At 62.7% G+C, this 14,314-nt stretch carries 9 protein-coding genes; 6 read left to right on the forward strand and 3 right to left on the reverse strand.

Annotated features, from left to right (window positions below; all coding sequences use genetic code 11):
* Nucleotides 1-147: 147 nt before the first annotated feature.
* Nucleotides 148-1,830: an ISL3 family transposase gene (locus NP3_RS42465; RefSeq protein WP_063825061.1), complete on the reverse strand. Its 1,683-nt coding sequence runs from the start codon at nt 1,828-1,830 to the stop codon at nt 148-150.
* 452 nt (nt 1,831-2,282) lie between these two features.
* Here NP3_RS42465 and NP3_RS42470 point away from each other — a divergent pair, with 452 nt between their 5' ends.
* The 6 genes from NP3_RS42470 (at nt 2,283) to NP3_RS42495 (ending at nt 10,062) form a co-directional block, all read left to right on the forward strand.
* On the forward strand, nt 2,283-2,540 hold the full coding sequence (locus NP3_RS42470; protein ID WP_063047352.1) for a YbaB/EbfC family nucleoid-associated protein: 258 nt from the start codon (nt 2,283-2,285) through the stop codon (nt 2,538-2,540).
* Nucleotides 2,537-2,830, forward strand: coding sequence for a type VII secretion target (locus NP3_RS42475; RefSeq protein WP_063047353.1), 294 nt, complete (start codon nt 2,537-2,539; stop codon nt 2,828-2,830). The genes NP3_RS42470 and NP3_RS42475 overlap by 4 nt, the downstream gene beginning before the upstream one ends.
* A 2-nt stretch (nt 2,831-2,832) precedes the next feature.
* A complete protein-coding gene (locus NP3_RS42480; protein ID WP_063047354.1) occupies nt 2,833-4,050 on the forward strand; it encodes a DUF6973 domain-containing protein in 1,218 nt (405 codons plus the stop codon).
* Between the two features lie 7 nt (nt 4,051-4,057).
* Nucleotides 4,058-4,612, forward strand: a complete 555-nt coding sequence (locus NP3_RS42485; protein ID WP_063047355.1) for a hypothetical protein — start codon at nt 4,058-4,060, stop codon at nt 4,610-4,612.
* Between the two features lie 658 nt (nt 4,613-5,270).
* Nucleotides 5,271-6,479: a hypothetical protein gene (locus NP3_RS42490; protein WP_063047356.1), complete on the forward strand. Its 1,209-nt coding sequence runs from the start codon at nt 5,271-5,273 to the stop codon at nt 6,477-6,479.
* A gap of 133 nt (nt 6,480-6,612) precedes the next feature.
* A complete protein-coding gene (locus NP3_RS42495; protein ID WP_063047357.1) occupies nt 6,613-10,062 on the forward strand; it encodes a DEAD/DEAH box helicase in 3,450 nt (1,149 codons plus the stop codon).
* A gap of 408 nt (nt 10,063-10,470) precedes the next feature.
* On the opposite strand, the gene NP3_RS42500 is transcribed toward NP3_RS42495, so the two are convergent.
* Both NP3_RS42500 and NP3_RS51260 read right to left on the reverse strand, forming a co-directional pair.
* Nucleotides 10,471-13,461: an ATP-binding protein gene (locus tag NP3_RS42500; RefSeq protein WP_157124918.1), complete on the reverse strand. Its 2,991-nt coding sequence runs from the start codon at nt 13,459-13,461 to the stop codon at nt 10,471-10,473.
* A gap of 28 nt (nt 13,462-13,489) precedes the next feature.
* Complete coding sequence (locus NP3_RS51260) at nt 13,490-13,615, reverse strand: hypothetical protein (RefSeq protein WP_281197706.1); 126 nt, start codon at nt 13,613-13,615, stop codon at nt 13,490-13,492.
* Nucleotides 13,616-14,314 lie beyond the last annotated feature (699 nt).

Here is a 14,314-nt window from a genome sequence, read left to right on the forward strand (position 1 = left end):
ACTGAGAGCGGATGACGGGATTCGAACCCTGGTCCGGCGCTTCACGATTCGGCTGGTCAATAGCCTGAGGCTGTCGTCTGCCAGCAGGTAGGGACCACTTCGGAGGCTGTTTTTGCCTGAGCATGGGTTCTGACGCAGGTAGCGTGATCATTTCAAGGGCTGTCGGTTTTCCTGGGTCGAGCCGAATTCGTTGTGGCTGAGTAGTATTCGCTTGCGGAGTAGGTCCAGGTTCGATCTACCAAAGCACTGTCTCTTGAGGGCCTTGACCTTGTTCACGGTGCCCTCGGTGGGGCCATTGCTCCAGTGCAGGGTGAGTCCGGCGGTGACAGCGGCGAAGTCGTGCTCGAGGCCGGTGGCGAACGAGTGTAGTGCGGGCAGGTCATCGGCGCGGACGCTGGCGATCCATTCCGGGAGGCGGTCGCCGCGCCGGTCGCGCATGAGGACCGCGAACGCGCCGACGTGACGGCGGGTGGCGGCAAGTTCGGGACAGCCCGCCAGAATCGCGGTCAGTTGGTGTGTTTCGGCGTCGGGCAGGGTGTCTGGGTGACGGGTGATCCAGCTGGTCACCGCCCGGATTCTCGGTTTCGGTGGTCGGAGGACCGGTGGGGCCGATGGTTTGCTGGCCTGGTAAGGCCGCAGGAAGCGGTAGATGTTGTTGGGGCTGCCGCGATAGCCGAGCTCGCGCAGTTCGGTGATCAGGGCGGCGATATTGGTGTGTCCGGCGTTCCAGCGGGTAAGTAGATGCGGCACGAACTCATCGATCATCCTGGCGCGAGAGGTCGCGGCGGCGATGACGTCTTCCGGGCTGGTGGCGATAGCGAACCGGCGAGCGGTTTTCCGATCGATATCGAGTTCTTTGGCGATGGTGCGCAACCCTTTCCCCTCAGCGCGCAGCCGTTGCACCGCCTCGTACCGTTCGGCGGTGCGCGCCCGCAATCCCACGTATCCCTCACCGCGAGGGCTCTCGGGCAGCGGTGCCGTGTCTTCGGTGGCCTTGCCCATGGTGGCCTCGCTCGTGACCGTTTCAGGGGCAGGAGTATGGTGGTCGGCATCGCTGGGATCAGCACTGGCAGTTGATGATTCGGTGAGACAACCACGGTGCGCCACAACTGTCTTCTCCACGGCTTGGCACAGGTTCTGCCACAAGTGCCAGCGGTCCGCGCATTGGATGGCCTGCGGTGCGCCGCGGCGCGCGGCCTCGCTGTAGGCGCCGGACCGGTCACGGGTAATCACCTCGATCTCCGGATGCTGCAACAGCCATGCCGCCAACGGATCGGCCTCGCGCCCGTCTATGACGTCGATGGGCCGATGGGTGACCATGTCCAGCAGGATGGTCGCGTACTTGCGGGAGCGTTTGACGGCGAAATCGTCGACCCCGAGCACGGCGATCGCACCGACCGGCGGGTCGGGCAGAGCACGGATCAGCCGCAACAGCGTATCCCGGCTGCCCGGCAACCCCAGTTGGGCCGCCAGCCGTGCCCCGGCTCGTCCGGCCAACGCCACCGCGATCCTGGTGAGCATCACAGTCAGCTGAGCCGTGCGCCGTGACCGTTTCACCGTAAGCCCATCGACCTGTTCAACGAAAGTCTTTGCCCGACAGTCCGTATTCACGCAGAAGAACCGTCGCACCATCAGCCGCAGGACCATCGTCTGCCCCGCGACAGCAGCGTCGGCGAGCCGGCGACGATAACGGGAATGCACACGACTGGAAAGGGTTCCGCATCCGCTGCACCGGGCCGTTGGGGTGGCAACCACAGCGTCCACCAGCACCCCGCCGCCCTCGGTCCGAACGTCCTGAATCAGCAGATTACTCAAGTGCGGCAACAACATTCGAACAAGATCAACACACGCCCGCCAGCTTCACCCATATCGAGTCGAACCTTGCGGAGACACGCCGACCAGCGCGATCACGCTACCTGCGTCAGAACCCTTCAGGCTGGCAGCCGACACAGAGGCAACCCAAATGTTGGGCCTCAACAGACCTTTCAGAACTTTTTAGTACGTTACGAGTCACACAGCTACCACCTCTCTGGTGACATAGTCACCACACCTTTTGCCGCTGTGATCTTCGGGGCGGCGACGGCGTCACCACCCTGAGAGGGTGACGGGATGTCTCCCGCGCCGGATCACGGGATTGGTCACCGGACTTGGGTTATGGAGTAAATACGGAGTGTCGTATGGTCATTGCCGCAACCGCGCGAGGCACCGTGAAGCCCCTGGGCAGTAGCCGAAGCCCGATCTAGGTAGGCTCTCGGGGAGCACCACTCGACGGGGGAACAGCGATGAATAACGATGAGCGAATGCTCGAGATCCAGCGGATCAATGAGCGACTCGCGGCCGTGCGTGGCTCCGCGCGTTCCAGAGACGGCAGCGTGAGCATCGAGACAGACGCCGGGGGTCGGATCACCGACCTCTACATCGCCGACTATGCGATGGACAACGGCCCTCAGCACCTGGCAAACCTCATTATCGACCGTCACCGTGCCGCACTGGGCAAAGCCGAAGCCGCAGCCGTGCAACTGTTCGAGGAGTCCAGGTGAACGTCGACCCCGCGAAGATGCGCGCACTCGCCACGTCCGTACGCATGAACGCGGGCAGAATCACCACAAAGACGCCGATCGCGAAGGTGAGCCGTGATCTTGCCCGCGAGCGGATGGCGGGTTCGAACCTCGCCGTCAAGGTCGAGGAATCACTGAAGGCGATGGACACCGTGCTGGCCTACCACAATCGCCGCCTGAGCAGCTTTTGCGACAGCGTGGATACTGCCGCGGGTGTCTATGAGCAGACAGATGCCGACTGGGCTGCCCAACTCAAGCAGCTGGGGGGCTGACGGTGGCGGATGACAATTCGCTGACCATATCCAAGGTGCTCGGGTGGGACCTACGCTATCTCGGTCAGGTCGTCGACATGATGAACGAGACCTACAAGTTCATCGAGACTGAGGCCACCGCAGCGGGAAATGCGATAGAGCAGTCCAGCGACTACTTCGACAGTTCGGCGGGTGACGCGGCACGACGACGAGGCCAGGAGGATCGCACCGACACCATCCAGACCTCGGACGTCATCGAACAGATGGCGTCGAAGCTCAGCTCCCTGGTCTCGACCCTGGAAACCAATATTTCGACGATCCGAAACCGCAAAGCCGAAGCCGAGGAGTCGAGATGGGATCTGTTCGTCACCGAGGACGGCCACGTCAAGTCCCGCACATCGAACGCCGAAACCTACCGCGACCACTTCCCGTTCGGTGATGTCGCGGTAGTTGCGAAGGAAATCGTCACCCGGCGTCTGGACAACTTCATCTCCGCCGCCTTCACTCTCGTGCAAAGAGCGGATCAGGAAGGCGCGGAGATCTACATCAAGGAAATCGAGAAACTGTCCGACCGGGTGAAGCAGGGTCTCGTCGTCAAGCCGGACGATCCGCAGCTCGCGAAAATCCTCGAGGACTATCAAACCGATGTCTCCACCGGGCTGCCGAGACTCTGGCCGGTCGGGTGGCCAGCCGACATCCTCAAAGATCACGGCATAAACGTGAGCCCTTCGCTGATGACCTCCGAAGAGATCTCGGCCATGGAGAACCTGCTGCAGAACCAGGGCGTCGACGCGGTCGCAAAAGCCTTCACTCTCCCCGACCTGGCCAGGAACGCCGCCTTGGCGGAGTATCCGGACTCGGTGGCCGATGGCCAAGGTGATGCCTATCGGCACATGTACTGGAACGCTCTCATGTCGCAGCAATTCGGTGAGGACTGGGCGCAAACCTACGCCACGGCCCACGAAAAGACCGGCGGCAATACGCCGCAGCGTGAAGCAATGGACCTCTACAACAATGAAATTGGGCGCGCGATCGGGGCAGCCAACCCCAAAGCCACTCCCGAAGAATTAGCCGCGCTGGTCGGACAGCAGATCAAAGACGGCAAAGCTGTCGTCATCCAGACTTCGAATGCCGATGGCAGTCAACTTCCCGCCCCGCAGATCACCTGGAGCAATCGGGTGACCGAGGCGATGACCGGATCGCCCGCTGGCGTCGGTATTCCGCTACCCGGGAGCAAGTGATCATCTGATGAGAATCACGGTCCTGGCCCTCGCCGCCGGTTTGGTACCGGTGCTGCTGGCTGCCGGATGTGGGCCGGACCGGTCCGCTGATAACCGGGAGGGGATGAGCAGCGACTGTCGTGCTTCGTTCGACGTGCGGTCAGGCGGATCATCGCCAAGTGGCGGTTTCACTCTTCTGACCGCCGCAAGGCAGGCGGCTTCCGGTGATGCGCCGGTCAAGATGGTGGAAATCACCCATGCCGCCGGTCTCCAGGACGAGTGGGACACCATGGTGGTCGTTACGCCGGGCATGAAAGCCGACAAGCTGAACGAACTCGCGAATACCCCCGGAATGTGCTGGCAGAACTTGCCCGGTCCATACAACGACGACAAGCCGACAACGGCCTACTATCTGTTCCTTCGTAACGGGAGCCCCTTGCGGGCTGCGACCTGGTGGTTCCCCACCGATGACGAACTGGACTTCCGCTGGACGAGCACGAAAGTCGTGTACCCGGATACCGTGCTCACCCCGCTGCACTCACCCGGCGCCGATCCCAAACTCCGCTTGGCTCCCGCGAATTGAGCCGAATCCGCGGATCGCGGGATAACGTCCGCGGCGACCGGAAAGGTTCCCCCGCGACCATGCGAGGTTGACCGCCATGCGGAACGACCGGGTCCGCCGAAAGCGCACGGCAGGGGGTCGCGAACGCATTTCAGCTGGTAGATAATGGTTTGCGAGCCAGACGAGGCTCGAACCCTGGTCCGGCGCTTCACAATTCGCCTGGTCAGTAGCCTGATGCAGACTTGCTCGCCATCGGGTCAGCGACCGGCGGAGACGGATGCCCGACTGCTGCGATAACGCCTAATGACGGCGCGCCGCAGCGATACAGGCACCGGCGCCGAGTGCGCCACGGTGTCGGCGACACCGAGTTCACGCCCGTCCTAGTAGAACAAGGAAGTTCAGCACGATCTCGAACCGCTGACGTCGCGTTTCCCTGTCAGCGGCCAGCCTGTATCTGCCAATCCGTGGCGTGGCGTTCAGCGCCTGGTTGGCATGGTCGTACACAGACGACTCGCAGTACGGCGGATGCGCATTATGAGCCTTTGCAACGACGCCGTGTCTGTCGAACTGCAACTAAGTTTCGCGCCGAGCCAGAACTCCGGTTTCCATCGCGAGTCTTCAATCACGGCATAAGATTTCGCCAGGATCCGTACGGCACCATGAACACCCGGAGCAACGAATGAATCCGATGACGACCGGTCGCCCGGTATACCAGCTGTGGACCGCGAGCAGAGGTTGGGCCGCGCAAGAGGTCGTCGGGATCCACGCCTATATTCCGAACTTCATCGGGATGCTCGGTGACGATTTCGATCCTCGTGGCACCGAGACCTCTCGTTTGGTCGAGCTGATTCCCGAACCGGAGAACCCACATGACCGGAACGCGGTCGGTGTCCGTTTCGGGAACTGTACGGTGGGCTATTTGCCCCGGCAGGATGCAATTCGTTACCACCGACCGCTGTTGGAACTAATAGAACTCGGATACGTGCCGGTGGCGGCGGGTCGAATCTGGGCGCGAGAGTATTCGGACTGGGACGAACACGGCCGCGAGCAGCGCAGACTCAGTACGAGCTTCCACCTCTATGTGTCGAGCCCTGAAGCCATTGTCCCGCTGAACGATCCACCTGCAGTGGCATACACGCTACTGCCGGAAGGCAGCGCGGTACAGGTACTGAAGACAGCTGACCACGCGGATGTATTGACGTGCTACCACACCGATGGCGGAGACCGCCCAGTGATCGTCTCCCTTGTCGCGATCGAGCAGTCGAGTGCACGGACCACGAAACGAATCGTGGAGGTCCGGATCGATGAGGACCGAATCGGGCAATTGTCACCCGCGATGAGCGAGAAATTCCTCCCTGCTGTAGACCATTTCACTACTCGTGGCTGGGTGACGGCAGCGCGTGCAGTGCTAACCGCGTCGGCAGTATCGGCGACTGTCTCTCTGCGGGCCCAGAAAGCTTTCGAGCTGGGCCCCGACGTGTTGGACGGTCCTCCCACTATTGTGCTGCCGCGCGGAATACCGAAGCGGAATCATCCCATGTGCGGCGAGGTGAGTTCTCGCCCGGCGCCGATGGAGGAGGTGCAATCGGGTGTCACCGGAAACGGCAGCCGGATCACTGTTCGCGAGTCGCCCGCCGAGCAGATCATCACTGTCTCAATCGACTTCGCAACCGCCCTGACTCCATGGCAGTCGCGGGTAGCAGCGGATGTACAGCAGACCGCGCAGCGGCTGCTGTCGACACGACGGTTGTCCGCACCGGCGGCGATGTTGACCGACGGTTCGTTCTCCGCGTCGGCGCCACTGGATGTCGGACAAGAGTTCGTCGATGCACTGATCGGGATCGACGACTCGAATTTCACTGCCGCGCAGGAGTTCCTCAACGACTGAAGCTGGCAGTGGCTACGCCCCGCACGCCGTATTCCGTAGGGACTCCGACGTTTTCGGCGTCGCCGAACTCGAACCAGCGTACCGTTGATCAAGTCCTCGCTGTCTCGAGCGGTAGTGGATGGGGGAAGCAACTATGGGTGGGACAAAACAGGCCGCGCAGTTGGTCCGGTTCTGGCGAGCAGTCGAGATGTTCAGCCCGCAGGACGTCCCCGAGCTGACGAGTCGGTCCAACCGTTCTTCCAGCCCGGTCGTCGTGGACGTAGCGGCCAGTCAGATCGCGCCGTGGGACCGGGATCATCCACTGTGGCGCGACCGATTGCCCGCAGGGATGACATGGCAGTTCACCGTCTACGGCGGTGTATACGACGTCAGCCGGGCACGCGATGAACTGATCCGAGTCTTCGGTGCCGACAGGTGTCCACCAGATGGACGGCCCGCCGGCGCCACCGCCATGTTCGCGTTCACCTTGGACGCACAGGGGCGCATTGTGGAGAATTCGCCGATCCTATCGGCATGTGCATGGGCGATCAGCCGCCTTCGGTCGCCCGGACCGCGTGACAACTCATGGCTCGACGGATTCGAAGACGACCACCGCGGTTTCATTACGGGGCTCAACAAGATGGAGCCCCCCAAGGTTGGTTCCGCCCGGGAAGAGCTGCCACAGTCCGCATTATCGCGGGCCGCCGCGGGCGTGGGTCGGCAAGCGCGCGCAGCCGGTGCAGAGGCAATCGCCAAAGGAGCAGGATCGGCGGCCACGGTCGCCGCGACCGCAGCGGCGACCGCACTGGGTGGACCAGTTCTCGGCGGGATCGCTGGCACAGTAGCCGGCACCTTCGCCGAGCGAATGTTGACACGGCGGCCCGCCAATGGCGCAACACCAGCAAACGGCGACGAGTCCACCGTGCCGAACTTGGATCTGACCAGCGGCGATCTACACGACTTCATAAATGAGCTCGCCTCCGCGTTGGGCATCAAGGATGCACTCGGCATCGACGGACTGCGAGTGAAATGCGTCCAGGTTCGAGAACGCTACGCCGGGGAAGCGTCCGATCAAGACTTCCTGAACAGTTTCATCGCCAATGACTTGGCACGGGTGGAGACGGCCGTACAACAGGGCGATGTCGGCGACGCGCTGCGCGGTTATCTTTCTGATCTCCGCGAGATCCCTGCCCAACACCGTGTCGATGTACGGACCCGACCTGAAACAGTGGTGGCCGGAGTTTCACCACTTCGCTTTCCCACAGGACGATGGCCTGGCGATGTGCGGCGACCACTGGTGCTGAGCCAACAGTTCGCGGTGAATCAATTGATGGCCGAACTCCGCGATAGCAAAGGGGTTTTCGCGGTCAATGGACCACCTGGCACCGGCAAGACCACAATGCTGCGCGATGCACTCGCCGCAATCGTCGTAGAACGCGCGACCCGACTCGCGGAATTGGATCGCCCCACCGCCGCGTTCACCCGCAAGATCGAGGTCGTCCAGGTGGGGGAAAACAACTACAAGCCAGCGGTCTACGAGTTACTTCCCGCTTTGACCGGCTTCGAGGTCGTCGTCGCCACCGCGAGTAATGACGCGGCGACCAATGTGACGGCGGAAATACCCGCCGTCACCGCGGTTTCGGGAGCACAAGACGAAGCCCTGGCGGTCGACTACTTCACCGACCTGGCATCGCTGGTGCTCGATGGTGAGGCGTGGGGTCTGATCACCGCTGTCTTGGGCAAGATGGCGAATAGGCGGGACTTCGTCGGCAGATTCTGGTTTGGGAACGACTCGCGAGATCAGCCCGTCGCCCCACAGACAACAAACGAGCCTGACGCTAACCGAGCCACATCCCAGAACATCGGTATGAAAGATGCGTTGGCGCGGGCAAGCGCAGAACCCGCAACGGTCCCGGACTGGGCTGCGACCGTGAGGTCGTTCAAGCGCGCCCAGCAGGAAGTTCGTCAACTCGCAGAGGAGCGGCAGTCCGTAGCAAACGCCATTGCCGAACTGGCCCGCCTCGACGGAGTAATCCGATCTGCTTGGGCCGACATCCTATCCGCGAATGAGCAACACGAGTACTGGGGTGAGCAGCACCGCACGGCGCAAGAACGCTGCCGTGCCGCCGATGCGGTGTATCAGCAGGCTGCCGCAATCCTCACTGATCACGACCAGCGCAAGCCCGGATTCTGGGTTTCACTGTCGACGTGGTTCCGCGCCGGCCGAGAATGGAGCACACGAAGCAAACAGCTTGTTGCGGCGCGCGATTCGGCGAAACAACAACTCGACAATCAGATCGCAGCAGCGCGACTCGCCTACCGGCATTACCAGGAAGCTGCGGAGTTGGGGCAACGACGCGTCCAAGAACACCTCGATGCAGTCGCTGCCCAGACAGCCGTTTCCGCGCTGATCGAGCAGGCACGCCAGCGGTGGCCCGCGACTGTGCCATTCGGCGAGAACCTAGCCGACGAGCAACAGTTTCAGCTCTGTAATGCCTGGGCCGACAAGGAGTTCACCGCGGCGCGGCACCGTCTTTTCCTCGAAGCGTTGACACTGCACAAGGCATTCACGCTCAATACGGCATCCCACATGCGTGGCAATCTGGCGGTAGCCACCTCGCTGATTCGCAACCAAGTCAAGACCACACCGAAGCCCGAAACCATTGCCGCTGCTTGGCAGACGCTGTTCATGGTCGTGCCGATGGTCTCGACAACGTTCGCCTCTCTCCCGCGCCTGTTCAAGGACCTCCACAGCGAGGCACTCGGCTGGCTGTTTGTCGATGAAGCCGGCCAAGCCACACCACAGCAGGTCGCCGGCGGGATTTGGCGTGCCCGCCGCGCAGTCATCGTCGGAGACCCACAGCAGCTGGAACCAATTGTCACACTGCCGTTTCCGGCGCAGCAGGCGCTGCTGCGGCATCACCGCTTGAAAGAGGAGTGGACACCGGATTTCACCTCCGCGCAGCGAGTCGCCGACCGACTTGCTCGGCATGGCACCGCACTGGCAGACCCCAACGGCGACACCGCGATCTGGGTCGGTTCGCCACTCCGAGTACACCGACGCTGCGACCGCCCCATGTTCGAGGTGTCCAACCGCATTGCCTACGGCGGCGACCTCATGATCTACGGCACCCCGGACCGTGGCCAATTCGTCGGCGAAAATACGTGGTTCGATATCCCATCGGATCGCGCCGACGGCAACTGGATTCCCGCCGAAGGCGAACAACTACGTGACCTGCTGGACATGCTGACGAATGGCATGGCTATCGTGCCCAATGACATCCGCGTAGTCAGCCCGTTTCGGGACGTCGTGCGCGGCGCGAAATCCATTGCCCGGCAAGTCGTCGACCGCGATTTCGCAGAGCGAAACGTCGGAACCGTCCACACCGTTCAAGGTCAGGAAGCCGACGTCGTGATCCTGGTGTTGGGGACTCCACTCGAAAAGAGCGGCGCCAGGGCGTGGGCCGCCGCGAAACCCAATCTCCTCAACGTCGCGGTGTCCCGCGCGAGACGTCGGTTCTACGTGATCGGCAACCGGCGCCTTTGGCGTGAACAGCAGTACTTCAGTGTGCTGGCAACGGAACTCCGGGCAGCGAACGGCTGACATTCGGCACCTTATGCATTGGAAACTAGCGGTAGACGGCGACTACTCCGGCAACCCAGCCGCCTCTCAAACTGTTGACCGTCTTATCGAGCCTCCGATGGTGACCTCGCCGAACGCCCTGACTCCTAGGTAGTCGCGGTAGCTAGCCGGTGCTGGATCGCGAGACACCGTGGTGCGAGACAGACCATTAACGTGGATCGGCCCACGGTTAAGGCCGCGGGTCGGCGAGAACACCGTTGATGCGTCTCATTGCAGTTGCCGGCAACGACACGGAAGTCCTTGCGCGGGAAGTCTATTCGCAGCATTCGCTTGAGCTTCTCGGCATGACCAGGCAACGCGAAGAACACATGCCGGGTGAGCTTTGCGTGTCGCTGACTCATCGACTCCTATTTAGCCTTGACACCGCGCTCAGCCCTGTGACGGATTGGCTTCGAGTTCGGCAAGGTGCCCGGCAGCGGAATCGGCTTCAGGTGCGCCGATGCGCCGGTAGATCGCGACAGCAGCACTCAGGTCGGACACTGCGGCGGGGTTATCACCGAGGCCAGCCCGACAGCGACCTGCCCCCTCAAGGGCGCGGGCCTGTTCGAGCTGAGATCCGGCCTCGCGGGCCAACTCGAGAGCGTCGGCGAAGGCCGTCAACGCCTGACCCGGTTCGCTAGCGGCCAGCAGTAGTTGCCCGAGGCGGTTGAGTTCCTCGGCGTCCCCAAGGCGGTAGCCTGCTTCGCGGTGGATGGCGAGGGCCGCCTGGAACATCTCAGCGGCTTGCCCGTTGTCTCCAGTGGCCAGGCACACAGCGCCGAGGAGCCGAAGATCAAGCGCTTCCCAATTGCGGTTGCCGATGTCGCGGTCAAGAGCCAACGCCTCCCGCACCAGTTCGGCGGCCTGACTGTAATCACCAGTTTCATAGTGCATCTCGGCGAGACCGGTGAGAGGCAGCGATTGGCTTTGCCGATCACCGACGCCGCGGTAGAGGGTCAGGGCCTGCTGGTACAGGTCAGCGGCCTGCTCTCTATCGCCGGTGTCCGCGCGCAAGGAGCCGAGATTCACCAGAGCGTGAGCTTGGCCCTGACTGTTGTTGAGGTCACAGTAGAGAGTTAGGGCCTGCTGGTACAGGTCGGCGGCTTGCTCGTTATCACCGGTGAATCGGCGTAGTCGGCCGAGGTTGTTCAGGACCATTCCTTCTCCGAGGCCGTCACCAATGTCGCGGTAGAGCGTCAGAGCCCGCTGGTACAGATCTATAGCCAGTCCAGTATTTCCTTCCTCGCGGCGCGCCCATCCCAGGCCGTTCAGGGAGTTGGCTTGGCCGAGCCGGTTGCCGAGGACGCGGTAGAGAGCGAGGGCTCGCTGGTGCAGCTCGGCAGTCTCCTTGATGTTGTTGCTGAACCAACCCGCATAGGCGATTTCAGAGAGCGCGTTTGCTTCTTCGAGGCGGTCGCTGAGGCGGTGGGCGGTATTGGCTGCGCGATGGTGCAGTCGAGCCGCTAATGTCCACGGTCCTTCCCGATCCAGCAATCCTGCCATCGCCGCGGTTAATGCGACCATTCGAGCAGGGTCGCGACCGGCGGTAAGCTCCACACAGGCCAACAGGTTGGCCCGCTCAGCGCGCATCCAGGCCAACGCCTGCGACTGATCTCCGAAGTCCCGCACCACGACACCACCCGCCGTACCACCTGCGGGTATAGCGGCCTTGTCGTCGGCGGGCCGGGTACGGACTGTCAGCCATCGATCCGCGTGGGTCGCGGTGTGCTGGTAGTAGTCCAGTAGCTGGTTCACGGCCCAAGTGTTGTTGGTGGTCGAGTCGTGGAAGGTGACGCTATGTGCGTAGTCGCGGAGCAGGTCGTGCATTCTGTACCGGCCTCGCGCGGTTTCGTCGAGGAGGTGATCGGTGTAGAGGGCGTCTAGCTCACGTCTGGCTGTCGCCAGATCTATCCCGGCCACGGCGGCAGCGACGTAGGCGTCGAGGTCGGGGCCGGGGTGTAATCCCAGGCGGCGAAACAGCAGTTGCCGTTGGGATGGTAAGTCCCGGTAGGACAAATCGAACCCGGCACGCACGACGGGATCGTCGGCGGTGTCGACCGCAGTCAAACGGTCCGTCGCCGCCGCGAATTCCTCGGCCAGCTCGCCAATCTCAGCAGCCGTCCATCCTGGGCGGTGGGCCACACGCCCGGCTACCAGTCCTATCGCCAATGGCAGATACCCACACACCTCAGCGATTCGCATGGCCACGTGCCGTTCACCGTCGTCCTTGGAGTCGCGGTGGGCGACGGTGAGGAATAGATCCGTGGCAGCCTGCGGGTCGAGAACCTCCAAAGGGAGCGGCCGCATGTCCGGCAATAGTAGGAGGCGGTGACGGCTGGTAATCAGGGCCAGACAATCGGGTCCACTCGGCAGCAACGGCTCGACCTGGCTCCGGCTGGCGGCGTCGTCGAGCACCACCAGCACCTTCCTATTGGCTAGGCGGTGGCGCCACAGATCCCGGCGCCCGGTCAGGGTGTCCGGGATATTGTGCGGGTTCAGGCCCAGTTCGATTAGCAGCCCCGCCAGCACTTCAGACGGATCCGCGGCCGGTTGGCCGGGCGTGTGAGCGTGTAGTTCGATGAAGTACTGCCCATCCGGGAACCGTCCTGCCAGGTCATGGGCGGCCCGGATGGCGAGGGCGGTTTTGCCGATGCCAGCCATGCCGTCGATCGCATGGATTGACACGACCCGCTCCCGGGCGGCGGAATCGAGGATCTGCCGCAACTCGGGGCCGCGGCCGACAAACGCCCGAGGCGCGGACGGAAGGCTCGTGGTGATCGGCTCCGGCAGCGGGAGCGCGGTCTCATGGTGGCGGGCGGTGGCGTCGACGATGCCAAGGGCGCCAACGGCATTCACCTGCTGAGAGTCGTCACGCACCTCTTCGTCGACGAGGATCGGCCTATGCACCTCCAGCACGGAAGGATCGGTGACCTCTGGCAGAGGGTGGACCGGACCAGATACGTCACGGTCGTCGCTGAGCTGCGCGGACCAGCGGGCCATGTCGATATCGTCTTCGCGTGCCACGGATTTCGTCACCGCGATCTCGACCTCTAATGCGGTGTCGACCGGTGCGTTGATCTTCCGCCAAAGGCCCGTCCACGTGTCCGGAGCGAACAGGGACGGGTCGAGGCCCAGGTCGTTGTTCTCGGCGACGTGGCGGCAGGCAGTCACGAACTGGATCACAGTCGCCAACTTCGGCATCCCGATGTTCTTTTCGGCGTTGCGCAGGGTGCCCGCGCTGACCGGAACCTTGCGCACCGCCTTCAGAAGCAGGTGCAGATCTCGATAGCTCGGACCACCCACCGCCGCACGCAGCGCAGCCAGGCCGACGGCCAACTGCGCGCGCGGATCGTCCTCGGCGCTATTCATCGTCGACGTCATGCCCCGTGCCGCCACCTCCCCGGCCAGTTCACGGTGCACAGACGAGCAGCACCGCCACTGCGGCAGTGAGCACCGACACACATACAACGAAACGCGCTGCCGCGCCCCAACCGTCCATGGCTTTGCGCACCGTCTCGCCGATCTCTCGCCACACCGTTATTCTCCAATCATTCCAGCGGATTCGAGAACTAGTGCAACACAGGGCAATTCGCCTGGACACTATCCTTGAACAGCTCTGATCAGGGATGTGCGGATCTGAACGAAACTGGCCAACTCTGGCCTTTCGGCGATGCGCAGCCCCATAACTCGCTGCACGGCGACGTTATTGGCTATCCGAACTTGAGCCGTTCGAAAACTGACGATGTGTTCGGCGCGCCCTTGCCGAGTACCTGCTGCGCGAGCAGGATAAGAGGCGCATTTGTCGGGGATGTAGCCACTTGAGCACTCCACCAAGAGGTTTCATGCTTACGCGTCTTGCTTCTCGCCTTGAAGTACCTGACGAACATCGCAATAGTTCGGCACCATCAGCTGGACCAGTCGGAACTGCTCAATGCGCCCCCGTCGACCGAACCCGTCCGCCCGGGCTTGGAGGTGAAGTTCCCGGACTGCTGGGAGCCAACCAGGGCATCCTCAGCCAGACCGATCACCGCATTCCCTCAGCAACACACTGACTTTCATCACAAACATCACCCCGCCGATCGCAAGGACATCATGGACATCCGAACCGCCGTAGCCGACTTCGACCGCGCCTCGATCGCGGAAGCCGTTGCCCGAGCGGAACAACAGCGGCAACAGGTCCTCGATCTGTTCCCGCTGGACCAGTGGGGATCGCTTCCCCTCACCCGTTACGCCC

The sequence above is a fragment of the Nocardia pseudovaccinii NBRC 100343 genome (assembly GCF_001613225.1).
Taxonomy (GTDB): Bacteria; Actinomycetota; Actinomycetes; order Mycobacteriales; family Mycobacteriaceae; genus Nocardia; species Nocardia pseudovaccinii.